Origin of the sequence: Polaromonas sp. C04, assembly GCF_002002705.1 — a bacterium.
Classification (GTDB): Bacteria; Pseudomonadota; Gammaproteobacteria; order Burkholderiales; family Burkholderiaceae_C; genus Rhodoferax_A.
Genome location: NZ_MUNS01000035.1, coordinates 26,860 through 51,985, shown reverse-complemented (window position 1 = coordinate 51,985; position 25,126 = coordinate 26,860). Strand labels below are relative to the sequence as shown.

Annotated in this window: 22 protein-coding genes and 1 pseudogene; 20 read left to right on the top strand and 3 right to left on the bottom strand. The window is 64.3% G+C overall.

Annotated features, from left to right (window positions below; genetic code table 11):
* The 13 genes from bamA (at window position 1) to kdoO (ending at window position 14,114) form a co-directional block, all read left to right on the top strand.
* Window positions 1-2,298, top strand: a complete 2,298-nt coding sequence (gene bamA, locus B0E49_RS14295; RefSeq protein ID WP_077562875.1) for an outer membrane protein assembly factor BamA — start codon at window positions 1-3, stop codon at window positions 2,296-2,298.
* A complete protein-coding gene (locus B0E49_RS14290) occupies window positions 2,298-2,810 on the top strand; it encodes an OmpH/Skp family outer membrane protein (protein WP_077562874.1) in 513 nt (170 codons plus the stop codon). Before bamA ends, B0E49_RS14290 begins: the two co-directional genes overlap by 1 nt.
* A gap of 22 nt (window positions 2,811-2,832) precedes the next feature.
* Window positions 2,833-3,807, top strand: coding sequence for a UDP-3-O-(3-hydroxymyristoyl)glucosamine N-acyltransferase (lpxD, locus tag B0E49_RS14285; RefSeq protein WP_077562873.1), 975 nt, complete (start codon window positions 2,833-2,835; stop codon window positions 3,805-3,807).
* A complete protein-coding gene (gene fabZ, locus B0E49_RS14280; RefSeq protein ID WP_077562872.1) occupies window positions 3,804-4,244 on the top strand; it encodes a 3-hydroxyacyl-ACP dehydratase FabZ in 441 nt (146 codons plus the stop codon). The genes lpxD and fabZ overlap by 4 nt, the downstream gene beginning before the upstream one ends.
* A gap of 12 nt (window positions 4,245-4,256) precedes the next feature.
* Window positions 4,257-5,045: an acyl-ACP--UDP-N-acetylglucosamine O-acyltransferase gene (lpxA, locus tag B0E49_RS14275; protein WP_077562871.1), complete on the top strand. Its 789-nt coding sequence runs from the start codon at window positions 4,257-4,259 to the stop codon at window positions 5,043-5,045.
* 8 nt (window positions 5,046-5,053) lie between these two features.
* Window positions 5,054-6,208, top strand: a complete 1,155-nt coding sequence (gene lpxB / locus B0E49_RS14270) for a lipid-A-disaccharide synthase (protein ID WP_286138016.1) — start codon at window positions 5,054-5,056, stop codon at window positions 6,206-6,208.
* On the top strand, window positions 6,180-6,797 hold the full coding sequence (gene rnhB / locus B0E49_RS14265; RefSeq protein WP_077562870.1) for a ribonuclease HII: 618 nt from the start codon (window positions 6,180-6,182) through the stop codon (window positions 6,795-6,797). The genes lpxB and rnhB overlap by 29 nt, the downstream gene beginning before the upstream one ends.
* Window positions 6,794-7,591, top strand: a complete 798-nt coding sequence (locus B0E49_RS14260) for a TrmH family RNA methyltransferase (RefSeq protein WP_077562869.1) — start codon at window positions 6,794-6,796, stop codon at window positions 7,589-7,591. The genes rnhB and B0E49_RS14260 overlap by 4 nt, the downstream gene beginning before the upstream one ends.
* A gap of 123 nt (window positions 7,592-7,714) precedes the next feature.
* On the top strand, window positions 7,715-8,905 hold the full coding sequence (gene carA / locus B0E49_RS14255; RefSeq protein ID WP_077562868.1) for a glutamine-hydrolyzing carbamoyl-phosphate synthase small subunit: 1,191 nt from the start codon (window positions 7,715-7,717) through the stop codon (window positions 8,903-8,905).
* Window positions 8,906-12,139 carry a carbamoyl-phosphate synthase large subunit gene (gene carB / locus B0E49_RS14250; RefSeq protein WP_077562867.1) on the top strand — a complete coding sequence of 1,078 codons (3,234 nt, stop codon included), beginning with the start codon at window positions 8,906-8,908 and terminating at the stop codon, window positions 12,137-12,139. It abuts the gene before it with no gap.
* Window positions 12,140-12,238: 99 nt separating this feature from the next.
* Window positions 12,239-12,715, top strand: a complete 477-nt coding sequence (gene greA, locus B0E49_RS14245; protein ID WP_077562866.1) for a transcription elongation factor GreA — start codon at window positions 12,239-12,241, stop codon at window positions 12,713-12,715.
* Between the two features lie 12 nt (window positions 12,716-12,727).
* Entirely contained in the window at window positions 12,728-13,150 is a 423-nt protein-coding gene (locus tag B0E49_RS14240) for a DUF4149 domain-containing protein (protein ID WP_077562941.1), read from the top strand.
* Between the two features lie 79 nt (window positions 13,151-13,229).
* A complete protein-coding gene (kdoO, locus tag B0E49_RS14235; RefSeq protein ID WP_077562940.1) occupies window positions 13,230-14,114 on the top strand; it encodes a Kdo hydroxylase KdoO in 885 nt (294 codons plus the stop codon).
* Between the two features lie 19 nt (window positions 14,115-14,133).
* Here the strand turns inward: kdoO and B0E49_RS14230 are convergent, their stop codons facing one another.
* Together B0E49_RS14230 and B0E49_RS14225 are read right to left on the bottom strand one after the other, a co-directional pair.
* Window positions 14,134-14,904, bottom strand: a complete 771-nt coding sequence (locus B0E49_RS14230) for a glycosyltransferase (RefSeq protein WP_077562865.1) — start codon at window positions 14,902-14,904, stop codon at window positions 14,134-14,136.
* A gap of 4 nt (window positions 14,905-14,908) precedes the next feature.
* Window positions 14,909-15,385 carry a YhbY family RNA-binding protein gene (locus B0E49_RS14225; RefSeq protein ID WP_077562864.1) on the bottom strand — a complete coding sequence of 159 codons (477 nt, stop codon included), beginning with the start codon at window positions 15,383-15,385 and terminating at the stop codon, window positions 14,909-14,911.
* 37 nt (window positions 15,386-15,422) lie between these two features.
* Between B0E49_RS14225 and B0E49_RS14220 the strand changes: the two genes are divergently transcribed.
* The 6 genes and pseudogenes from B0E49_RS14220 to B0E49_RS14195 form a co-directional block, all read left to right on the top strand.
* Complete coding sequence (locus B0E49_RS14220) at window positions 15,423-16,175, top strand: RlmE family RNA methyltransferase (protein ID WP_286138015.1); 753 nt, start codon at window positions 15,423-15,425, stop codon at window positions 16,173-16,175.
* 84 nt (window positions 16,176-16,259) lie between these two features.
* Window positions 16,260-18,179, top strand: a complete 1,920-nt coding sequence (gene ftsH / locus B0E49_RS14215; protein ID WP_077562862.1) for an ATP-dependent zinc metalloprotease FtsH — start codon at window positions 16,260-16,262, stop codon at window positions 18,177-18,179.
* A 56-nt stretch (window positions 18,180-18,235) separates the two neighbouring features.
* A complete protein-coding gene (gene folP, locus B0E49_RS14210) occupies window positions 18,236-19,096 on the top strand; it encodes a dihydropteroate synthase (RefSeq protein ID WP_077562861.1) in 861 nt (286 codons plus the stop codon).
* A gap of 16 nt (window positions 19,097-19,112) precedes the next feature.
* Window positions 19,113-20,447 (top strand): phosphoglucosamine mutase, encoded by a 1,335-nt coding sequence (gene glmM / locus B0E49_RS14205; RefSeq protein WP_077562860.1) that lies wholly within the window; start codon window positions 19,113-19,115, stop codon window positions 20,445-20,447.
* A gap of 186 nt (window positions 20,448-20,633) precedes the next feature.
* Window positions 20,634-21,146 (top strand): hypothetical protein, encoded by a 513-nt coding sequence (locus B0E49_RS14200; protein ID WP_077562859.1) that lies wholly within the window; start codon window positions 20,634-20,636, stop codon window positions 21,144-21,146.
* A 141-nt stretch (window positions 21,147-21,287) separates the two neighbouring features.
* Window positions 21,288-21,434, top strand: a pseudogene (locus tag B0E49_RS14195) (GNAT family N-acetyltransferase); the annotation flags it as partial.
* A 630-nt stretch (window positions 21,435-22,064) separates the two neighbouring features.
* On the opposite strand, the gene B0E49_RS14185 reads toward B0E49_RS14195, so the two are convergent.
* Window positions 22,065-23,003: an NAD(P)-dependent oxidoreductase gene (locus B0E49_RS14185; RefSeq protein ID WP_286138014.1), complete on the bottom strand. Its 939-nt coding sequence runs from the start codon at window positions 23,001-23,003 to the stop codon at window positions 22,065-22,067.
* A gap of 148 nt (window positions 23,004-23,151) precedes the next feature.
* Here B0E49_RS14185 and B0E49_RS14180 point away from each other — a divergent pair, with 148 nt between their 5' ends.
* On the top strand, window positions 23,152-25,068 hold the full coding sequence (locus B0E49_RS14180; protein WP_077562858.1) for a PhoX family protein: 1,917 nt from the start codon (window positions 23,152-23,154) through the stop codon (window positions 25,066-25,068).
* Window positions 25,069-25,126 lie beyond the last annotated feature (58 nt).

The window sequence follows — 25,126 nt, the reverse complement described above, 5'->3', positions numbered from 1 at the left end:
ATGAATAATTATTTCAATTGCTTTCGCATGCGCACTGTTTCGGCGGTGGCGATCATGGCCTTCGCCGCCACTGCCGCCTGGGCCGTGGAGCCCTTCACGGTGCGCGACATCCGGGTCGAAGGTTTGCAGCGGGTGGAGCCGGGCACCATCTTCGCGTCCTTGCCGCTGCGCGTGGGCGACACCTACACCGACGAAAAAGGCTCGGCTGCCATCCGGGCGCTGTTTGCGCTCGGCTTGTTCAAGGACGTGCGGCTCGAGACCAGCGGGGATGTGCTGGTGGTCGTCGTCGAGGAGCGACCCACGGTCGCCGACGTCGAATTCGTCGGCTCCAAGGAGTTCGACAGCAAAGCCTTGAAGAAGTCCATGGCCGACATCGGCCTGACGGAAGGGCGCCCTTTCGACAAGGCGCTGGCCGACCGCGCCGAGCAGGAACTCAAGCGGCAATACATCAACAGGAGCCTGTATGGCGCCCAGGTGGTGACCACGGTGACGCCCATCGAGCGCAACCGCGTCAATTTGACGTTCTCCATCACCGAGGGCGAGCCCGCCAAGATCAAGGAAATCCACATCGTCGGCAACAAGGCGTTCAGCGAGTCGACGCTGCTCGATCTGTTCGACCTCAACACCGGCGGCTGGCTGAGCTGGTACACCAAGGCCGACCGGTATTCGCGCGCCAAGCTCAATGCCGACATCGAAACCCTGCGCTCGTATTACCTCACGCGGGGTTACCTGGAGTTCAAGGTCGATTCCACACAAGTGGCCATCTCCCCGGACAAGCAGGCGATTTCCATTACCCTGAATGTGACGGAAGGCCAGCGTTATGTGGTGACCGGCGTCAAGCTGGAAGGCAATTACCTGGGCAAGGAAGACGAGTTCAAGTCGCTGGTCACCATCAAGCCGGGCGAGGCCTACAACGCCGACGAGGTGGCCGCAACGGTCAAGGCGTTCACCGATTTCTTTGCAAAATTCGGGTTCGCATTTGCCCATGTGGAAGCGCGCCCGGAGATTGACCGCGCCAATGGCCGCGTGGCCTTCGTGATTGTCGCCGACCCGTCCCGCCGCGCCTATGTGCGCCGCATCAATATCAGCGGCAACAACCGCACGCGCGACGAAGTGGTGCGCCGGGAATTTCGCCAGTTCGAGTCGTCCTGGTACGACGGCGACAAAATCAAGCTGTCGCGCGACCGTGTCGACCGCTTGGGATTTTTCACCGACGTGAATGTTGAAACCCAGGACGTGCCGGGTTCTCCCGACCAGGTGGATCTGAACATCAGCGTCAAGGAAAAGCCCACCGGCAGCCTCACGGTGGGTGCCGGCTACGGCAGCGCTGACAAGCTCTCGCTGTCCTTCGGCATCAATCAGGAAAATGCGTTCGGCTCGGGGAATTCGCTGGGCCTGCAGGTCAACACCAGCAAGTACAACCAGGTGATCGTGGTCAGCACTACCAATCCCTATTTCACGACGGACGGGGTGTCGCGCACCATCGACCTCTACCACAGAGCCACCCAGCCGTATCAGGATCAGGGGGGTAACTACAAGCTGACGACCGAGGGCGCCTCCGTGCGCTTCGGCGTGCCATTCAGCGAAACCGACCGGGTATATTTCGGTGGTGGCGCTGAGCGCACGCGGATCGATCCGGGCACCAGCATCCCCGCCGCCTATTTGCTCTATGCCAGTGAGTTTGGCTACTCCAGCACGGCGTTCCCGTTGACGGTCGGATGGTCCCGGGACAGTCGCGACAGTGCGCTGGTGCCGACCGATGGCCGGCTGCAGCGCTTCAACTCCGAGTGGGGTGTTGGGGGTGCCGCGCGCTACCTGAAAGCGGACTACCAGTACCAGCAATACGTTCCGCTCAACAAGCAGTTCTCGCTGGCGTTCAATGGCGAACTGGGGCTGGGCAAGGGGCTGGGCGGTTCCCCGTTCCCCGTTTTCAAGAATTTTTATGGCGGCGGTTTGGGCTCGGTTCGTGGCTTTGAGCAGGGGACGCTGGGCCCACGGGATGTGACGGGATTTATCGTTGGCGGGGCCAAAAAAGTCACGCTCGGGGCCGAGCTGAATGCGCCGTTCCCCGGCACTGGCAACGACCGTACGCTGCGGATGTTCGGCTTTGTGGACGTGGGCAATGTCTACGGCGAGAATGAACCTATCACCGCGAATCAGCTCAGAGCCTCTGTTGGTGTAGGTTTGAGCTGGATTTCACCGATCGGCCCCCTCAAATTTGCCATTGCAAATCCGATACGCAAGTTTGCCGGCGATAGAATCCAGAGATTGCAATTCCAGATTGGTACATCCTTCTAATGAAAAACTTTTCGCGTCAATGCTGGCTGGGCCTGGTGCTCGGCCTGTTCATGTTTTCCGCGAACGCGCAGGACTTTCGCGTGGGTTATGTGAATACGGACCGCATCTTCAAGGAAGCGAACGCGGCCAAGGCGGCTCAGGCCAAGCTGGAGCAGGAGTTCTCCAAGCGCGAAAAAGACCTCGTGGATCAGGGCAATATCCTGAAAGCCGCATCGGACAAGCTCGAGCGTGAAGGGCCGACGCTGCCGGACAGCCAGCGCCTGGCGCGCCAGAAGCAGCTGGTGGACCAGGACCGTGATTTCCAGCGCAAGCGCCGCGAATTTCAGGAAGACCTGAATTCGCGCAAGAACGAAGAACTGCAGCAGGTTCTGGAGCGCGCCAACAAGGTGGTCAAGCAGGTGGCGGAGGCCGAAAAGTACGATGTGATCCTGCAGGAAGCGGTCTATATCAATCCCAAGCTCGACATCACCGACAAGGTGATCAAGGCGCTGAACGCGACCCCCGCCAAATAAGCGGCGCCGAGGCTGACCCAGTGTGGCGCTGCGTTTAGGATCCATCGTCGATGCACTGGGCGGGGAGTTGCATGGCAACCCCGATGTGCAAATTGAAAACATCGCTCCGCTGGAGACGGCGTCAAACGCCAGCCTGAGCTTTCTCAGCAATCCCAAGTACCAGCAGCAACTGGCCGCCTCGCAGGCGGCCTGCGTCATCGTGGGGCCAGCCATGCAGGAGGCGGCCCTGATGCGCGGCGCATGCATTGTGGCGGCGCAGCCCTACCTGTATTTCGCGAAGGTCACGCAGCTCTGGAAGCGCCAGCACGCTGCGGCGGGCGGCAGCGGGATTCATCCCAGTGCCGTGATTGATCCGGCGGCGCTCGTGGATCCCAGCGCGTCCATTGGTGCCTTGTGCGTGGTGGAACGTGGCGCGCGCATTGGTGCGGACACGGTGCTCAAGTCGCGCGTCTCGGTGGGCGAGAACTGCATCGTTGGCGAGCGCTGCCTCCTGCATCCGGGCGTGGTGCTGGGCGCCGACGGGTTCGGCTTTGCGCCGCATGACGGCACCTGGGAAAAGATCGAGCAGCTGGGCGCGGTGCGCATCGGCAACGATGTCGAGATTGGCGCCAACACCTGCATCGACCGCGGCGCGTTGCAGGACACGGTCATCGAGGACGGCGTCAAGCTCGACAACCTGATCCAGATCGGGCACAACGTGCACATCGGCAAACATACGGCCATGGCGGGCTGCACCGGCGTGGCGGGCAGCACGGTGATCGGGGCGCACTGCACTTTCGGCGGCGCGGCCATGGTGCTGGGTCACCTGACCATCGCCGACCATGTCCATATCTCATCCGCGTCGATGGTCAGCCGCTCGATCCACAGGCCCGGCCATTACACTGGCTTCTTTCCCATAGACGACAATGCGGCCTGGGAGAAAAATGCCGCAACCCTCAAGCAGCTTTACAGTCTGCGCGAACGCCTCAAGGCGCTGGAGAAGAAAATAAAACCATGATGGATATTCATCAAGTCCTCAAGCACCTGCCGCACCGCTATCCGTTCCTGCTGGTGGACCGGGTTCTGGAGATCGAAAAGGGCAAGCGCATCAAGGCGCTGAAAAACGTCACCATCAACGAGCCTTTTTTCGTCGGCCATTTCCCGTACCGTCCCGTCATGCCGGGCGTGTTGATGCTCGAGGCGATGGCGCAGACGGCGGCCATCATGGCTTTCGACATGATGGGCGTGCTGCCTGACGACAAGACCGTGTTTTATTTTGCGGGCATCGACAGCGCACGCTTCAAGCGGCCGGTGGAGCCGGGCGACCAGCTCATCCTGGAAGTGGAGATGGACCGCGCGCGCGGAGGGATCTACAAATTCAACGCGCGCGCACTCGTGGGAGAAGAGCTGGCGGCGGAAGCCGTGCTGATGTGCACCATGCGCACCATTACCTGAGGACGGCGCGCTGTGACGACCATTCACCCGACGGCGTTGGTGGATACCGGCGCCGAACTTGGCAGCTCAGTGACGGTGGGGCCCTACACCCTGATCGGTCCCCATGTGAAGGTAGGCGCCGGCACGAGCATCGGCGCGCACTGCGTGATCGAGGGCCACACCACCATTGGCCAGGACAATCGCATCTTCCAGTTCAATTCGCTGGGCGCCATTCCGCAGGACAAGAAATACACCGGCGAGCCATGTGAGTTGCACATCGGTGACCGCAACACCATCCGCGAGTTCTGCACCTTCAATATCGGCACGGCGCAAGACACTGCGGTGACGCGCGTTGGCAGCGACAACTGGATCATGGCCTATGTGCACATCGCCCACGATTGCCAGGTCGGCAGCCAGACCATTCTGGCCAACAATGCCACGCTGGCCGGCCATGTGCACCTGGGCGACTGGGTGTTCATCGGCGGCCTGACGGGCGTGCACCAGTTCGTCAAGATCGGCGCGCATGCCATGGCAGGTTTTGCCAGCGCCGTGTCGCAGGACGTGCCGCCGTTCATGACGGTCGATGGCAACCCGCTGGCGGTGCGCGGCTTCAACATCGAGGGCTTGCGCCGGCGCGGCTTTGGCCCCGAGCGGCTGGCGGCGGTGAAACAGATGCACCGGCTCCTGTACCGCTCCGGCCTGACCTTCGAGCAGGCGCGCGCCGACATCGCCGCACTGGCCGCCACGATGCCGCAGGCGGCGGGCGACATTGCGACCATGACCGGGTTCCTCGCGCAAGCCACGCGCGGCATTGTCCGCTAGAGCCACGCATGCAGGCGCATGACGTATCGCCGCACATCGCGATGGTGGCCGGCGAGACCTCGGGCGATCTGCTGGCCGGATTGCTGCTGGACGGCTTGCGCGAGCGCTGGCCGCAAGTCCGGGCCGGCGGCATTGGCGGGCCGAACATGGCGCAGCGCGGTTTCGAGGCCTGGTGGCCCAGCGAGGCGCTGGCCGTGCGCGGCTACGTCGAAGTGCTGCGGCACTACCGCGGCATCCTGCGCATTCGCAACCAGCTCAAGGCCCGGCTGCTGCTGCAGCCGCCGCAGATGTTCATCGGGATCGATGCGCCCGACTTCAATCTGGATCTGGAAGCGGCCCTGAAGGCGCAGGGCATCAAGACCGTGCATTTCATCTGTCCCTCGATCTGGGCCTGGCGTGCCGACCGGGTGCAAAAGCTGCAGCGCAGCGTGGACCACGTGCTGTGCATTTTTCCGTTCGAGCCGGCGCTGCTGGAGAGCCACGGCATCGCCGCCACCTATGTCGGGCATCCGCTGGCCAGTGTGATTCCGATGCAGCCGGATCGGCCAGCCGCGCGCCTGAAGCTGGGTCTGAGCTCCGATGATCAGGTCGTGGCACTATTGCCGGGCAGCCGCCAATCCGAGGTCCAGTATCTCGCTTCAAGGTTCTTTGAGGCCGCAGCCCTTATAAGACAAGCGAATCATGCTATCAAATTCATAGTTCCCGCGGTGCCGGCGCTGAAAGCCACGCTGGAGCAGATGGCGCTGGCCAGTGGCCTGGGGGGCGATTTGCAAATCCTGTCGGGCCAGTCGCACACCGCGCTGGCCGCCTGTGATGTCACCCTGATCGCCAGCGGCACGGCGACGCTGGAGGCGGCCCTGTACAAGCGACCGATGGTGATTGCCTACAACATGAACTGGATGTCCTGGCACATCATGCGGCGCAAGCAGTTGCAGCCCTGGGTCGGGCTGCCCAACATCCTGTGTCGCGACTTTGTCGTGCCGGAGTTGTTGCAGGACGCGGCGACACCGCGGGCGCTGGCGGATGCCGTGCTGCAGTGGCTGCAGGCCGCGCCTGAGAAAATAGCGGCCATCCAGCAACGATTCACCACGCTGCACACCGAACTGCGGCGCGACACAGCCAAACTAGCGACCGATGCGATCCAGAAAATTCTTCAAGGCTGAGCAAGTTGCGCTCGTGTGGGACGCGCCGGGATTGGTGGCCGGCGTGGATGAAGCGGGCCGCGGCCCGCTGGCCGGGCCGGTGGTGGCCGCGGCCGTGATTCTGGACGAGCTGAATCCGATCGCGGGCCTGGCCGACTCGAAAAAACTCAGCGCACGCAAACGCGAGCAGCTGTTTGATGAAATCCGCGCCAAGGCGCTGTGCTGCTCGATCGCCGAGGCCAGCGTCGAAGAAATCGACCGCCTCAACATCCTGCAGGCGACGATGCTGGCCATGCAGCGCGCCGTGCAGGGCCTGCGGCTGAAGCCGGCCAAGGTGCTGGTCGACGGCAACCGGCTGCCGCAGCTTGGCATGCTGGCGGAGGCCATCGTCAAGGGCGACGCGCTGGTGCCGGCCATTTCGGCCGCGTCGATCCTGGCCAAGGTGCACCGCGACCGCTGGTGCGTGCAGTATCACGAGCAGTATCCGCAATACGGTTTTGCCGGGCACAAGGGCTACGGCACCGCCGAGCACATGGCCGCGCTGCAGGAGCATGGTGCGTGCCCGCAGCACCGCAAAACGTTTGCACCGGTATCCAGGGTGCTGCGATGAACGCGACCCACATCACGTCGCGCGACAACGCCTTGCTCAAGGAGCTGCGCCGGCTCTCGCAGGACAGCACGGCCTACCGCAAGCGGGGACAGGTCTGGCTCGAAGGCGACCATCTGTGCCGCGCCGCCCTGGCGCGCGGCGTGCGGCCGGCCATCGCCGTGTTTTCGGAGTCTTTTTGGCCTCTAGCCCCGGTGCAATGGACGCAGGCAGCTATTAAAACAATAGTGATTGCCGATGCGCTGCTGTCCGGCATCAGCGCGCTGGAGTCGCCGGCCCGCATGGCTTTTGTGATCGACCTGCCGGCCATCCCTGCGCTGGTGCCCGGCACGGCCTCGGTGATCCTGGACCGGGTGCAGGACGCCGGCAATGTGGGCTCCATCCTGCGCAGCGCGGCGGCGTTTGGTTTTGGCCAGATCATCGCGCTCAAAGGCACGGCCGCGTTGTGGTCTCCCAAGGTGCTGCGCGCCGGCATGGGCGCGCACTTCGCGCTGCGGCTGGTCGAAGGCGTCGAACCGGATGCGCTGGACGCGTTGACGGTGCCGGTTGTCGTGACCAGTTCGCACACCGGGAGCGCCTTGCAAGAGCAAAAATTGCCGATGCCCTGCGCCTGGGCGCTCGGGCACGAAGGGCAGGGCGTGGGTGCGGCACTGATGGCGCGCGCCAGCCTGTCGGTGCGCATCGAGCAGCCGGGCGGCGAAGAGTCGCTCAACGTGGCCGCCGCCGCCGCTATTTGCCTGCACGCCAGCGCGGTCGCTGCCACTTCTGGGCAGCCGCAGGCTGCCGCTCCGCTATAATCAGGGGCTTTCCCAAATCAGCTTCGCCTAAGCCGCATTCAAGCCAAACCCCTCACAACAGCAGCAACCAAGAGTCGTTTCTTGTGCACGCTTGGGCGAACCGTCATCAACCCGGAGAACCCAGTGCTTTTGTCTCTACAGGGAAACTTCCCTTCCGCCATCCTGGCGCTCGCAGACGGCACGGTCTTTGTTGGCAATTCCATTGGCGCCCCAGGCACCACCGTCGGCGAAGTGGTGTTTAACACCGCCATGACCGGCTACCAGGAAATCCTCACTGACCCCAGCTACTGCCAGCAAATCGTCACCCTGACGTACCCCCACATCGGCAACTACGGCATCAATGTCGAAGACGTGGAGGCCAGGCGCGTGTATGCCGCCGGCCTGATCATCAAGGACTTGTCGCTGGTGGCGTCCAACTTCCGCAAGACCATGACCCTGTCCGAGTACCTGATCCGGGAAAAGACGGTCGCAATTGCCAACATCGACACCCGCAAGCTCACGCGGCACCTGCGCACACAAGGCGCACAAAACGGCTGCATCATGGGTCTGGCGGCGGGGGAGAAGGCGAGCCCCGCGCTGATCGACAAAGCCGTGGCGCTGGCGCAAGCCGCGCCCGACATGACCGGGCTGGACCTGGCCCGGGTGGTGTCGATCGACTCGCCCTACGACTGGACGCAGACCGAGTGGCAGCTTGCCAATGCCGACGGCAAACCCGGCTACGGCGAGCAGACAGCCCCCAGGTTTCATGTGGTTGCCTACGATTGGGGTGTCAAGAACAACATCCTGCGCATGCTGGCTGAGCGTGACTGCAGGGTCACCGTGGTGGCCGCGCAGACATCCGCAGCGGATGTGCTCAAGCTCAAATCCGACGGCGTGTTCCTGTCCAACGGCCCGGGCGACCCGGAGCCCTGCGACTATGCGATCGACGCCACGCGCGAGCTGATCGAGTCGGGCGTTCCCGTGTTCGGCATCTGCCTGGGACACCAGATCATGGCGCTGGCCAGCGGCGCGCGCACCTTCAAGATGAAGTTCGGCCACCACGGTGCCAACCATCCGGTGAAAGACCTGGACACGGGCCGCGTCAGCATCACCAGCCAGAACCATGGCTTCGCGGTGGACGAGAAAACGCTGCCGGCGAACCTGCGCGCCACACACATCAGCCTGTTCGACGGCACGCTGCAGGGCATGGCGCGCACCGACAAGCCGGCCTTCTGCTTTCAGGGGCACCCCGAAGCCTCGCCGGGCCCGCACGATATCGGCTATTTGTTCGACCGCTTCATCGCGCTCATGGAAACGGCACGGGAGAAAAACTAAATGCCCAAGCGCACAGACATCAAGAGCATTCTCATCATCGGCGCCGGCCCGATCATCATCGGCCAGGCCTGCGAGTTCGACTACTCGGGCGTGCAGGCCTGCAAGGCGTTGCGCGAGGAGGGCTACAAGGTCATCCTGATCAACAGCAACCCCGCCACGATCATGACCGACCCGGCCACGGCCGACGTGACCTACATCGAGCCCATCACCTGGCAAACGGTCGAGAAGATCATCGCGCGCGAAAAGCCGGACGCGATCCTGCCGACCATGGGCGGGCAGACCGCGCTGAACTGCGCGCTCGACCTGTGGCGCAACGGCGTGCTCGACAAGTACAAGGTGGAACTGATCGGCGCCACGCCGCAGGCCATCGACAAGGCCGAGGATCGCCTGAAATTCAAGGACGCGATGACCAGGATCGGTCTGGGCTCGGCACGCTCAGGGATAGCGCACAGCATGGACGAGGCCTGGGGTGTGCAAAAGACGCTGGGCTTTCCGACCGTCATCCGTCCCAGCTTCACGCTGGGCGGCACGGGCGGCGGCATTGCCTACAACCCGGACGAGTTTGAAACCATCTGCAAGCGCGGCCTGGAAGCCTCGCCGACCAGCGAACTGCTGATCGAAGAATCGCTGCTTGGGTGGAAAGAGTACGAGATGGAGGTGGTGCGCGACAAGGCGGACAACTGCATCATCGTCTGCTCGATCGAGAACCTGGATCCGATGGGCGTGCACACGGGCGACTCGATCACCGTGGCGCCGGCGCAAACCCTGAGCGACAAGGAATACCAGATCATGCGCAACGCCTCGCTCGCGGTGCTGCGCGAGATCGGGGTGGATACCGGGGGCTCCAACGTGCAGTTCGCGGTGAATCCGGTGGACGGCCGCATGATCGTGATCGAGATGAACCCGCGCGTCTCGCGCTCGTCGGCGCTGGCCTCCAAGGCCACGGGCTTTCCGATTGCCAAGGTCGCGGCCAAGCTGGCCGTCGGCTACACGCTCGATGAGCTGCGCAACGAGATCACCGGCGGAGCCACGCCCGCCAGCTTCGAGCCCAGCATCGACTACGTGGTCACCAAGATTCCGCGCTTCGCCTTCGAGAAATTCCCGCAGGCTGATTCCCGCCTGACCACGCAGATGAAGTCGGTCGGCGAGGTCATGGCCATGGGCCGCACCTTCCAGGAATCGTTCCAGAAGGCGCTGCGCGGCCTGGAGGTCGGCGTTGACGGCATGAACGAGAAGACGCAGGACCGCGAAGTGCTGGAAAAGGAGCTGGGCGAGCCCGGCCCCGAACGTATCTGGTACGTGGGCGACGCGTTCGCGCAAGGCATGAGCGTGGACGAGGTGTTTGCGCTGACCAGGATCGACCCCTGGTTCCTGGTGCAGATCGAGCAGATCGTCAAGATCGAGCTGGAGCTCGAAACGAAGTCGCTGGACGACATCGACGCGGCGACGCTGCGCGCGCTCAAGCAAAAGGGCTTTTCCGACCGCCGCCTTGCGCGCCAGCTCAAAACCACCGACACCGCGATCCGCGAAAAACGCATTGCGCTGGGCGTGCGCCCCGTCTACAAGCGCGTGGACACTTGCGCGGCCGAGTTTGCCACCAACACCGCCTACCTGTATTCGACCTACGAGGCCGAAGGCGGCGAATGCGAAGCCGAGCCCACCGACAGGAAGAAAATCATGGTGCTGGGCGGCGGCCCGAACCGCATCGGCCAGGGTATCGAGTTCGACTACTGCTGCGTGCACGCCGCGCTCGCCCTGCGCGAAGACGGCTACGAGACCATCATGGTCAACTGCAACCCCGAGACCGTCTCGACCGACTACGACACCTCGGACCGCCTGTACTTCGAGCCGCTGACGCTGGAGGATGTGCTGGAGATCGTCGACAAGGAAAAGCCCTTCGGCGTGATCGTGCAGTACGGCGGCCAGACGCCGCTCAAGCTCGCGCTCGATCTGGAGGCCAACGGCGTGCCCATCATCGGCACCTCGCCCGACATGATCGACGCGGCCGAAGACCGCGAGCGCTTCCAGCACCTGCTCGACGAGCTGGGGCTGCGCCAGCCGCCCAATGCCACCGCGCGCACCGAATCCGAGGCACTGGAGAAGGCCGCCGCGCTGGGCTACCCGCTGGTGGTGCGCCCGAGCTATGTGCTCGGTGGCCGCGCGATGGAAATCGTGCACGAACAGCGCGATCTGGAGCGCTACATGCGCGAGGCGGTCAAGGTCAGCCACGACTCGCCGGTGCTGCTGGACCACTTCCTGAACAACGCGATCGAATGCGATGTCGATGCCATTTGCGATGGCCAGCGCGTGTTCATCGGCGGCGTGATGGAGCACATCGAGCAGGCCGGCGTGCACAGCGGCGACTCGGCCTGTTCGCTGCCGCCGTACTACCTGTCCGCCGCCACCGTGGCCGAGCTCAAGGTGCAGACGGCGGCGATGGCCAAAGCACTGCACGTCGTCGGGCTGATGAATGTGCAGTTTGCCATCCAGGAAGTCGATGGCCGCGACGTGATCTACGTGCTCGAAGTCAACCCGCGCGCCTCGCGCACCGTGCCGTTCGTCAGCAAGGCCACGGGCATCCAGCTGGCCAAGGTGGCCGCGCGCTGCATGGTCGGGCAATCGCTCGACGCCCAGGGCATTTTTGACGAGGTCACGCCGCCCTATTTCAGCGTGAAGGAGGCGGTTTTCCCGTTCGTCAAGTTCCCCGGCGTGGACACGATTCTCGGCCCCGAGATGAAGTCCACGGGCGAGGTCATGGGGGTCGGCAAGACCTTCGGCGAAGCCTATGTGAAGTCGCAGATCGGCGCGGGCACCCGGCTGCCGCGCGGCGGCAAGGCCTTCATTTCGGTGAAGAACAACGACAAGCCGCGCGCGGTGGACATCGCACGCGGACTCGCGGCCATGGGGTTCGAGCTGGTGGCCACCAAGGGCACGGCCGCCGCCATTGCGCAGGCCGGCATCGCCTGCGTGAGCGTGAACAAGGTCACCGAAGGGCGCCCGCACATCGTGGACATGATCAAGAACAACGAGATCGCGCTGGTCATCAACACCGTGGAGGAACGCCGCAACGCGATTGCCGACTCGCGCGCCATCCGCACCTCGTCGCTGCAGGCGCGCGTGACCACGTTCACCACCATCTTCGGCGCGGAGGCGGCGGTCGAGGGCATGAAGTACCTGGACGACCTGGATGTGCATTCCGTGCAGGAATTGCACGCCCTGCTTGCCGCTGCTTGAGCCGGAAATAACAATCGCGGCATAATCCGCGTATCAAGACACCGCCGGACGGCAACGCTCGGCGGTTTCCTTTTTGATGAACCTTTTGTTGAAAATCCTATGGCTACCATTCCCATTACCAAACGCGGCGCAGAGAAACTCAAGGCCGAATTGCACAAGCTCAAGACGGTTGACCGGCCCTGGGTCATCAATGCCATCGCCGAGGCCAGAGCCCAGGGCGACCTGAGCGAAAACGCCGAATACGAAGCGGCCAAGGACCGCCAGGGCTTTATCGAAGGCCGCATCCAGGAGGTCGAGAGCAAGCTGTCGGGCTCGCTGGTGATCGACCCGTCCACGCTGGAGGCCGGCGGCAAGGTGGTGTTCGGCGCCACCGTGGAACTGGAAGATGAAGTCTCGGGCAGCATCGTCAAATACCAGATCGTCGGGGAGGACGAGGCCGATCTCAAGCTCGGACTGGTGAATATCGGCAGCCCGATCGCGCGCGCGCTGATCGGCAAGGAAGAGGGCGACACCGCCGAGGTGCAGACGCCCGGCGGTGTGAAGCACTTCGAGATCGTGGCGGTGTCCTATCTCTGAGTGGCGCGCGTTTTGAAACGACGCTTTCCGGCCCTGATTGCCGCCCTGTGGTGGGGCAGTTTGACGACCATCGGTTTTCTGGTGGTGCCCCTGCTGTTTGCCAACCTGCCTACGCCGGCGATGGCGGGCGGCATGGCGGCCAAATTGTTCGCGGCGCAAACCTGGGTGTCTGTGGCCTGCGGTCTGCTGCTGTTGCTGCTTTCGACGTCAAAACAGTCTCAAGCCCTGGCTGAGTGGGCGCAGTTTGCTATTATTTTTATAGTTCTCGGCCTGCTGCTGGCCCTGCTCAGCCAGTTTGCCGTGGCGCCCAGGATCGTGGCGCGCGAGAACCTCCGGCTCTGGCACAGCGTGGGCAGTGCGATGTACCTGGTGCAGTGGCTGTGCGCCGGCGTGGTGCTGTGGACGCTGGTGCCGGCTCCGCGCTCGCCTGACTGACACTCGTCCTTCTGCGGTGCGCCCCGGCAGCGCGTTATCCTGTTGCAATGGCTTGATTTTTTTGTCCAGGGGCACGGCAGTGGAATCACAAATTGTGGAAATTGAAGCGACGGCCTGGCAGGCCGTCCAGGCCAACGCGGCGTGGACCGCAGCGCTGGAGGCCGGCAAGGTGCTGTATTTCCCGCGCCTGGGTTTCGAGTTGCTGCCGCAGGAAGCGGGCTTGCTCAACCCCGGCGTGCTGTCGCCGAAATCGCGCAACATCAGCCTTGACGCACAGGGTGCGCTGCGCGGTGCCAACGGCGAGCCGGCCACGGTGCAGGCGCTGGCCGCGATGATCGGGCGCTTTCGGGCGCAGTCGCAGCAGCTCATTGCCGCGCTGCTGCCGCACTACACCGAGTTCCTGCGCCTGGCGCCGACCAGCTACCGGCCGATGCAGGTGGAGTCGCGCCAGCAGTCCTGGCGCGCCGACGACCGCCGGATGCATGTCGACGCCTTCCCCTCGCGACCGAATGACGGCGAGCGCATCCTGCGCGTGTTCACCAACGTGAATCCGTCCGGCGTGCCGAGGGTCTGGCGCGTGGGTGAACCGTTCGAGACCGTGGCGCGGCGGTTTTTACCGCGCGCCAGGGCCTATTCACCGTGGCAGGCCCGGGCGCTGCGCGCGCTGCACGTGACCAAGTCGCTGCGCTCCGAATACGACCATCTGATGCTGCAGCTGCACGACGGCATGAAGAGCGACCTGGACTACCAGCAAACGGCCGACCAGGCCACCGTGCCGTTCCCGGCCGGCTCGGTCTGGGTGTGTTTTTCCGACCAGACCTCGCACGCCGTGATGTCGGGCCAGTACATGCTGGAGCAGACGCTGTTCCTGGCGCCTGAGCATCAATACGACCCGCAGGCCAGCCCGCTGGCGATCCTCTCCCGGCTGACCGGACGGCCTCTGGTGACGCAGCGGACGGCGTGAGCGTGCCGCGGATTGAGGGCTATTCCTTCCAGTGCGTCGCGACCCATCCGGCCGGGCGCATGGCGCTAAAGCGCCGGTTGCGCCGGCCCGCCAGTGCGTCGGGCGGATTGCATTCGCCGTGGAAAATCACGATGCGCGCGTCCACGGGCACGGCCGGCTCGGTCCAGTAGTTGGCCGGCCAGCGCGGGATGCTGTGGTATTTGAAGCTGGGGCACCAGGCCGCCGGCCAGTAGCGCAGCTTGCCCTGGCGGTGCAGGAAATCCGACAGGTAGGCCTGCTCGTTGCGAAAGCGCGACTGCACCTCCCCCAAGTGGGCTTTGAAGTAGGCCAGCACGTCGGGGTGCGCGCCCAACTCGAAACGGTACACCGACGAGTTGCCGGTGATGCGCCGCGTCTGCCAGGGACGGCGGTAGTCGCGGATGATCAGAAACTCGCCGGGTTCCTCGAAAAAGGCGTCCAGGCTGCCCACGATCACCACGTCGACGTCGAGAAACAGCGCGGTGCCGGTGAGCCCGTACAGGTCGGCCGAGAAGGTGGTCAGCTTCTTCCAGGCCCGGTCCGGCGTGCCGGGCGGCACATCGAGCTCCAGCGCCGGGATCGGAAAGCAGTCCACCTCGGCCCGGATGCCCTGGCGGTCGTCGGTCAGGCAGACGAAGCGAAACGCGCCGCCCAGGTGCCGGCGCACCATGGCGTACAGGCGATTGACGTATTCGGGGCCGTATTTGGTGCCCCATTTCATGCAAATGACGTTGCGCTCGGGCGGCGCAACAGGCAGTGCCGCGGTCGTCATGGTCTCAGGTCTGGCTGCGTTTCTTGACCGAGGTCTGCGGTTTGGGTTTGGCCCGCTTGACTTTGCCGCCGGCCGTCAGGCGCTGGTTGCCCAGCACGCGCAGGGTCTTGACCTCGGGGCGCTGGCCGCCGCGCTTGCTGTACTTGAGCACCTTGAAGTCGCGCGGGCCGGCCATGCGGTCCTCGTCGATGACCTTTTCCTTCTCGGGTTGCGGCCGCCACAGGATCAGCAGTTTGCCGATATGCTGGATCGGAGCGGCGCCGAGTTCATCGACCAGCGTCTGGTACATCCGTTCGCGCGCGGAACGATCGTCCGAGAACACGCGTATCTTGATCAACCCATGCGCGTTCAGGGCGGCGTCGGCTTCCTTTTTGACGGCAGCCGTGAGGCCTTCGCCGCCGACCATGACCACGGGGTCGAGGTGGTGGGCGGCGGCGCGATGAACCTTGCGCTGGGCGGGGGTAAGTTGAATTTGGGGCATACCCGTATTATCGAGGCAGTATGAAAGTGAAAAGAAAGTGAAGTCCAAAAGTAAGAAAGTCAACAGGGCGTGGCTGAACGACCACGTCAATGACCCTTACGTCAAGCTGGCCACCCGCGAGGGCTACCGCGCGCGCGCGGCCTACAAACTCAAGGAAATCGACGAAACACTGGGTCTGATCAAGCCCGGCCATCTGGTGGTCGATCTGGGCTCGACGCCCGGCGCCTGGAGCCAGTACCTGCGGCGCAAACTGTCGCCGGGCGGCGCGGCGATGGGGGCGCTCAATGGCACCATCATCGCGCTGGACCTCCTGCCGATGGCGCCGATCGAAGGCGTGGTGTTCCTGCCGGGCGATTTCCGCGAATCCGAAGTGCTACAAAAATTGGAGCACGAAATGAAGGGCCGGAAAGCGGATGTGGTGGTTTCAGACATGGCGCCCAACCTCTCGGGCATCGCGTCGGCCGACACGGCGCGCATCGCGCACCTGGTGGAACTGGCGGTGGAATTCAGCCAGAACCACCTGAAACCCGAGGGGGTCCTGGTGGCCAAGGTGTTCCATGGCAATGGCTACAGCGAGCTGACCCAATTGTTCAAAGACACCTTCAAGCTCGTCAAACCCATCAAGCCCAAGGCCTCGCGCGACAAATCGTCGGAGACCTTTCTGGTCGGCATCGGCCTCATCGAAACAAGGCTGGAGCATGATTTAAGGCAAGAAACCACGCGAAATGCCGCACAAACCCTTGTAACACCTGTGGCTGCTGGCGGCAAAAGCCGTACCAGCGCATCTTGAAACGCCTAAAATGGATCACAAGTACATGGGGTCCGGAAACGCGTTCCGGCACCTTTTGCTGTCTTTTTGCTATCGGAGCCTCGTTTGAACAATCAGTGGTTCTCAAAAATCGCCATCTGGCTCGTCATCGCCATGGTGCTGTTCACGGTATTCAAACAGTTTGATACCCGTGCCGGCGTCAGCGCGGGCTACGTGGGTTACTCCGACTTCCTGGCTGACGTGCGCAGCAACCAGATCAAGAGCGCGACCATCCAGGAAGGCCAGGGCGGCACGGACATCGTGGCCGTGACCAACGATGACCGCAAGATCCGCACGACCGCGACCTACCTCGACCGTGGCCTGATCGGCGACCTGATCAACAACAACGTCAAATTCGACGTCAAGCCGCGCGAAGAAGGCTCGCTCCTGATGACCCTGCTGGTCAGCTGGGGGCCGATGCTGCTGCTGATCGGGGTCTGGGTCTACTTCATGCGACAGATGCAGGGCGGTGGCAAGGGCGGGGCGTTCAGCTTCGGCAAGAGCAAGGCCCGCATGATGGACGAGAACAACAATACGGTCACCTTTGCCGATGTGGCCGGCTGCGACGAGGCCAAGGAAGAAGTCAAGGAAGTCGTGGATTTCCTGAAAGACCCGCAGAAATTCCAGAAACTGGGCGGGCGCATTCCGCGCGGTCTGCTGCTGGTCGGGCCTCCGGGCACCGGCAAGACGCTGCTGGCCAAAGGTATCGCGGGTGAAGCCAAGGTGCCGTTCTTCAGCATTTCGGGTTCTGATTTCGTCGAGATGTTCGTCGGCGTGGGCGCGGCCCGTGTGCGCGACATGTTCGAGAACGCCAAGAAAAATGCGCCCTGCATCATCTTCATCGATGAAATCGACGCCGTGGGCCGCCAGCGTGGCGCAGGCCTGGGCGGCGGCAACGACGAGCGCGAGCAGACCCTGAACCAGATGCTGGTCGAGATGGACGGCTTCGAGACCAATATGGGCGTGATCGTGGTGGCTGCCACGAACCGGCCCGACATCCTGGACGCTGCGCTGCTGCGCCCCGGCCGCTTCGACCGCCAGGTGTATGTGACGCTGCCTGACATCCGGGGCCGCGAGCAGATCCTGCACGTTCACATGCGCAAGATTCCGGTCAGCCAGGACGTGAACGCCGGCATCATCGCGCGCGGCACGCCCGGCATGAGCGGTGCGGATCTGGCCAACCTGTGCAACGAATCGGCCCTGATGGCTGCGCGCCGCAACGCCCGCGTGGTCGAAATGCAGGACTTCGAGAAGGCCAAGGACAAGATCCTGATGGGCCCCGAGCGCAAGAGCATGGTGATGCCCGAGGAAGAGCGCCGCAACACGGCCTATCACGAGTCCGGCCATGCGCTCATCGGCAAGCTGCTGCCCAAATGCGACCCGGTGCACAAGGTCACCGTGATCCCGCGCGGCCGCGCGCTGGGCGTGACCATGAGCCTGCCGGCGCAGGACCGTTACAGCTACGACAGCGAATACATGCTGAGCCAGATCGCCATGCTGTTTGGCGGGCGCATCGCCGAGGAAGTGTTCATGCACCAGATGACCACCGGTGCCAGCAACGACTTCGAGCGCGCCACGCAGATTGCGCGCGACATGGTGACGCGCTACGGCATGACCGAGGCGCTGGGCCCGATGGTCTATGCCGAAAACGAGGGCGAAGTGTTCCTGGGCCGCTCGGTCACCAAGACCACCACCATGTCTGAGGAGACCATGCAAAAGGTCGACGCGGAAGTGCGCCGCATCATCGACCAGCAATACGCGCTGGCGCGCAAGCTGATCGAAGACAACAGCGACAAAATGCACGCCATGGCCAAGGCTTTGCTGGAGTGGGAAACCATTGACACCGAGCAGCTCGACGACATCATGGCCGGCAAGGAGCCGCGCCCGCCCAAGGACTGGACGCCGCGCATCCCGCCTGCCACCGGTGGCGGCAACGACGGCCCGCCGCCTGCGGTCAAGCCGGATCCCGCGCCCACCGTGGTCTGAAGGATTAAAGAATGGGATCAACGGGGCCTTGCGCCCCGTTTTTGTTGTGACTCGACATGTTCTGGCAAACCACCCGCTACTCTGTGGACCTGACGCAGCCGCGCGTGATGGGCATCGTCAACGTCACGCCCGACTCGTTTTCTGACGGCGGCCAGCATGCCGGGGCCGCCAGCGCGCTCAAGCACTGCGAACAACTGCTCAAGGACGGGGCGCACATCCTGGACATCGGCGGCGAGTCCACCCGTCCCGGCGCGCCGCCGCTGCCATTGGACGAGGAACTGGCGCGCGTGCTGCCGCTGCTCAGGGAGGCGGTCAAGCTGGGCGTGCCATTGTCCGTCGATACCTACAAGCCGCAAGTCATGCAGGCCGCGCTGGATCTGGGCGCCGACATCATCAACGACATCTGGGCCTTGCGCCAGAGCGGCGCCGCGCAGGTCGTGGCCGGACACCCCACCTGCGGCGTGTGCCTGATGCACATGCACCGCGAGCCGCAGACCATGCAGGCCGCGCCCATGGCGGGCGACGTGGTGCCGCAGGTGCTATCGTTTCTGGAGCGAACTGCGCAGGCCCTGCAGGGGCTGGGCGTCGATAAGGCGCGCATTGTGCTGGATCCCGGCATCGGCTTTGGCAAAACCGTGGCGCAAAACTTTGCGCTTCTGGCGCGCCAGCGGGAACTGCTGGCGGCGGGCTATCCGATCCTTGCGGGCTGGTCACGCAAGTCGTCGCTGGCGGCGGTGACTGCCGTTGACGGCCTGGCGCCGCCCGCGAGCGAACGCATGGTGCCCAGCGTGGCCGCGGCGCTGCTGGCGGTGGAGCGCGGCGCGGCGATTGTGCGGGTTCATGACGTGCGCGAGACCGTGGCCGCACTGAAAATCTTGCGCGCTATGAATCCGGTAGCGGACAATGCTGATGAATAAAGGGGAGAACAAATAAATGACACGCAAATACTTCGGCACCGATGGCATCCGCGGCACCGTGGGCCAGCCGCCCATCACGCCCGACTTCGTGCTGCGCCTGGCGCACGCCGTGGGCCAAGTGCTCAAGAAATCCGAGGCACGCCCCACGGTGCTGATCGGCAAGGACACCCGCATTTCCGGCTACATGCTGGAGAGCGCGCTTGAATCGGGCTTCAACTCTGCCGGCGTCGACGTGGTGCTGCTCGGCCCCCTGCCGACGCCCGGCGTGGCGTATCTCACGCGGGCGCAGCGCGCGAGCCTGGGCGTGGTCATCAGCGCCAGCCACAACCCGTTTGCCGACAACGGCATCAAGTTTTTCAGCGCGCAGGGCAGCAAGCTGCCCGATGCCTGGGAGCAGGCCGTGGAAGTGGCGCTGGGCGAGGCGCCGGCCTGGGCCGACTCCGCCTCGCTGGGCAAGACGCGCCGGCTCGACGACGCGGCCGGCCGCTATATCGAATTCTGCAAGAGCACGTTCGCGCACGAGCTCACGCTCAGGGGCCTGAAGATCGTGGTCGATGCGGCCCACGGCGCGGCCTATCACATCGCGCCCAAGGTGTTCCACGAGCTGGGCGCCGAGGTCTTCGCCATCGGCTGCGCGCCCGACGGCCTGAACATCAACCAGGACGTCGGCGCCACGCACCCGCAGGCGCTGGTGCGCGCCGTGCGGGACAGCCAGGCCGACTACGGCATCGCACTCGACGGCGATGCGGACCGCCTGCAGCTTGTCGATGCCACGGGGCGCCTGTACAACGGTGACGAGCTGCTGTACCTGATGGTGGCCGACCGGCTGGCGCGCGGCGAGCGCATCCCCGGCGTGGTCGGCACCCTGATGACCAATATGGCCGTGGAAGTGGCGCTCAAGGCGCAAGGCCTGCAGTTCGTGCGCGCCAGGGTCGGCGACCGCTACGTGTTAGAGGAGCTGGAGAGGAACCGCTGGCTGCTCGGCGGCGAAGGCTCGGGCCATCTGCTGGCGCTGGACAAACATACCACCGGCGACGGCCTGATCTCCGCCCTGCAGGTGCTGCAGGCCTGCGTGCGCAGTGGCCGCAGCATGGCCCAGATGCTGGCCGAGGTGACCCTGTTCCCGCAAACCCTGATCAACGTGCGGCTGCAGCCCGACCAGGACTGGAAAGCCAACGTCCGGCTCGCGGCAGAAACCAAAGCCGTCGAAGCCGAGCTCGACAACACCGGCCGCGTGCTGATCCGCGCCAGCGGCACCGAGCCGCTGCTGCGCGTGATGGTGGAGGCGCGCAATGCGGGACAGGCGAAGGCGTGTGCGCAGCGGCTGGTGCAGGCGGTGCGGGCGGGGTAGGTTTCTCCGGGCTATCAGGGTTGCCAGTGATAGTGGCCGGTGTTCAGAAGGGAAAGGGGAAAGTTCAATGCGGGCATTGATTTTTCAGCGGCCGACCGGACAGGTCCGGCAATCTGAACCTGTCTGCGGCAATTGGCTGCGCCCAGCATCGAGTGGGCCAACCATGGGGCATCGGGAGCACACAACATGAGCCAGATCGAAGCGACCTTGCTGGGAGTCGCCGTGGCGGCGCTTGCGTTGATGCTTGGCCTTCTCACCTACGTCCTGTCTCGCTCGCTGTTGCCGCTCGCCCCGAGCGGCAAACTCTGGGACCGCGTCTACGAGCTGGACAAGCTGGTTCTTTCGTACCCCGAACTCTTCGCTCGTTTCATGGCGGAAGTGCATCGTACATCTCCGTATTTTTACGCCGACCCAAGTGTGGTTCCCCGCACAAAAGACTTCTATCAGTTAAAGGCGCTTGTCTACTTTCACCTGAACGTGTTCGAAGAGATCTTCCTCACCACGAGCCGTTCCGGCTGGATCGCCCGGCAGTTCGAACAAGAAGGGTGGGACGAGTACATTTTTCGCAAAATGCGGCATCCGCTGCTGCGTGAGGTGTTTGATCGCGAAGCGAAGCAGATCTACCCGGGAAAGTTTCGAGACTTTGTGCAGCGTAACCATCACCAGATCGAAGAGACTCCCGATCCCAATGCCTTCTAGTGGGCATCCATTGCCAAACCCCGCCATTCGGCACTTTTTAATCGGCACGTGTCGAAATCAGTGGCGTATTCCTGCCTCTTGAACATCCTCCCGGCCAAATACGCCAACCCGACCGATGCCTGCTCGCTGGTGATGCTGCTCGACGCCTACGCGCGCGAGCGCGGCGACTGCAAACTCACGCTGGAGGTGCCGTCTGGCAAAGGCAGTGCGCGCAGGCTGTATGAACGCGTGGGCTTTGCCGGCTACCAGCTGGACCCGGCTCTGGGACAGGCGCAGTTTCTGCCCAAAGTGGCTGGCGTGAATTTGCGCCCACCCCGACATCCACGCAAAACGCGCAACAAGGGCAGCCGGGCCGCTGTGGCCCTGGCGCTTGGGGCCGCATTCCTGGCGGGTGCGAGCCTGGCGCGGGCCGGCGATGCCGTACCCGCAGCCGCCACGCCCTTCAAGCTCACGACCGGCCTGTATTCGATGTCGGGCGGTGGCGCACCCGCCGGCTTGGGGCTGGACCTGAACCTGCGCTACACCTCGGGACTCGGTGATCTCTGGCTGGGCTGGTTTCGCGCGCCGGTGCTGGACGTTGCACAGCCGCGTGCGGGTTGGCACCGGACCTACGATTTCGGGGGTGTGCGCTTCATGCCGTCGCTGCAGGTGGTGCGCGACAACCGGCAGAACCCGAGCCAGCAAAATGTGCACCTGCTGTACCGCACGCCGGTGGCAGACCAGCGCCTGCTGACGCTCGATCTGCTGGCCAAAACCGGGCTGCTCAATGGCGTCCCCATTCACCGCCTGGGCCTGTCGGTCACCTACGACTGGCGCCAGAACTTTGTACGGCTGGCCTATGACCCCCGGGTGAACTTCACGCCGCAAGACATGTGGCGGCTGTCGGTGGGCTCGCGGTTTTAACGCTGACTGTCAGCGTCAGGCCTGCGGCGCAATCCGCGCGCCCGTGAGCTGTTCCTGCGCGCTCACCAGTGCGGGCACGAATTTGCTGCCGTAGCCGAGCGCCGACGCGGTTGCCAGGCTCTGGTGCACGGCCTCGCCGACGAGGGACGGCACGCCGTTCTGCTCGGCCAGATGGGTGTAGTAGCGCAGGTCCTTGCGCGCGTTATCGAGTTCGAACCTGAGGCCGGTGAAGTCGCCGCCCAGGGTTTTCGCCATGGCCTGGAACAGGCCGGAGTTGACGGCGCCGGCGCCGATCACGCTGACGAGCTGCTGCACGTCCACGCCGGCCTTGGCGCCCACGGCAAAGGCTTCGGCGGTGGCCGTGCAGATGGCCTGGCCGACAAAGTTGTTGAGCAGCTTGATGACGTGGCCGGCACCCGGTCCGCCCACATGGAAGATGTTTTCGCAATAGGCCTGCAGCACCGGCTGGATGCGCGCGAACACCTTGGGATCCGCGCCGACCATGGTGTTGAGCTTGCCGAGCTCGGCTTCCACTGGCGAGCGTGCGAGCGGCGCGTCCACCAGTGTCGCGCCGCGCTCGCGGCACAGGGCGGCCAGCCGGGCGGTGGATTCAGGCTCGCTGGTGGAGGTGTCGATCACGATCAGGCCTGCCCTGGCATTCGACAGCACGCCGCCCGGCCCGGCCAGGGACGCTTCCACCTGCGGCGAGCCGGTCACGCACAGGATCACCACGTCGCAGGCACCAAGCCCGGCCGCGCCGGACACCTGCCTGGCGCCAGCGGCCAGCAAGTCAGCCACCCGGTCCCGGTTGCGGTGCACCGTGAGCGACACGGCATAGCCCTTGGCCAGCAGGTTCTTTGCAATGCCATGGCCCATGAGGCCGGAGGCGCCGATAAATCCGATGTGTTTCATGGCAAGAAGTTCCTCGTTGGTGCCGGACAAGTCAATCATCATACCTTTGGCTCACGACGCGGCCCGGCGCGCCTGCAAGGCGCACTTTGAAAGCGAATTTGCGGCTTGTCACACAAATGCCGCCGAACTGACACAGGCGCGTCACTGGCGGCGTTCAAGCTTCCCGGATCGAACAGCAGCGGGAACGAAAATGAGCAAGGGTTTTGGCAAGTGCTTTGAGCTGCAAGACGGCGTGAATGACACGCCCAACCCGTCCATTCACGAGGTGGACAGCGGCCGGCGTCATGTTTTCAAGTGCACCACAGCGGCCGTGGCGTTGCTGATGGGCTCGCACACCTGGGGCGCGAGCGCGGGCACAGGCAAGCCGCTCGGCTTTACCGGCGTGCCGGTGTCGGTGGCAGACACATTGACCGTGCCGGTTGAATACGAGGCGCAGGTGTTGTACCGATGGGGAGACCCCATCGGATCGGCGCAGGGATCTCCCGCCTTCGAACTGGACGGCTCCAACACCTGGCAGGAGCAGTCGCTGCAGGCGGGCATGCACCACGATGGCATGGAATTTTTCCCGCTGGACCAGGACCCGCGGCACGGCTTGCTGGCCATCAATCATGAGTACACCGACGACGGCCTGCTGCATGCGGACGGCATGAAGACCTGGAACGCCGACAAGGTGCGCAAGTCTCAGGCGGCGCACGGCGTGAGCGTGGTTGAAGTGGTGGAGCGCGCAGGCGTCTGGCAGGTGATGCCGCATTCAATGTACGCCCGGCGCATCACGGCCAGCACGCCCATGCGGCTCAGCGGTCCGGCGGCCGGCCACGACATGCTCAAAACGGCAGCCGACCCGTCGGGCACGCGCCCGCTCGGTACGCTCAACAATTGCGCGGCGGGCCAAACCCCGTGGGGCACCTACCTGACCTGCGAAGAGAACTGGAACGGCTATTTTTCCTCGCGGCAACACCCCGGCGCCGACGAGCTGCGCTACGGACTCGGCCCCAACGGCTGGGGCTACCGCTGGCACGAACATGACGAGCGCTTCGACGCCGCCAAACACCCCAACGAACCGAACCGCTTTGGCTGGGTGGTGGAGATCGACCCGATGGACCCGACCCAAACGCCCGTCAAGCGCACCGCGCTGGGCCGCTTCAAGCACGAGGGCGCAACCACGACCCTCAGCAAGGACGGCCGCGCGGTGGTCTACATGGGGGACGACGAGCGTTTCGAATACATCTACAAGTTTGTCAGCCGCGACCGGATGGTGCCGGGCGGCTACCCGGCCAACCGACAGGTGCTGGACCACGGCACGCTGTACGTGGCGCGCTTCGATGCGCAGGGCCATGGCCGCTGGCTGCCGCTGGTGCATGGGCAAAACGGCCTGACTGCCGAGCGGGGGTTTGCCAGCCAGGCCGAGGTGCTGATCCGCTGCCGCCAGGCCGCCGACGTGGCGGGCGCCACGAAGATGGACCGGCCGGAGTGGATCGCGGTGCACCCGCAAACCGGTGAAGTGTTTGTGACGCTCACCAACAACAGCCAGCGCGGCCAGCCGGGACGCGGCGTGGATGACGCCAACCCGCGCGGCGACAACATCATGGGTCACATCATCCGCTGGCGCGAAGGCACGACGCAGCACGGCGATGCGGGCGCCGGCGAGTTTCGCTGGATGCACTTCGCGCTGGCGGGTGACCCGAAGGCCGACAAGGCTGGGTCCCGCGGCACGATCCTGGGCGACATGTATGGCTGTCCGGACGGTCTCAAGGTGGATGCCGGCGGGCTGCTCTGGATCCAGACCGATGTTTCCACCTCGGCCCTGAACCAGGGGGCGTACACAAGCCTGGGCAACAACATGATGCTGTGCGCCGACCCGTCCACGGGCGAGACCAAGCGGTTTCTGACCGGCCCCTCGGGCTGCGAGATCACCGGCATCACCTTCACGCCGGATCGCCGTGCCGTATTCATCAACATCCAGCACCCCGGTGAGACCGCCAGCGAACGCAGCGACCCCGACCGGCCGCAAGCGGTGAGCCGCTGGCCGGATGGACCTACGGGGGGACGCCCGCGCTCTGCCACCGTGGCCATCCGCCGCAAGGATGGCGGCATTGTCGGCACCTGATGCATTCCCCCAAGCCCCGCACTCCGGGGCTTTTTTACAACTGAATGAAGCATTGAAA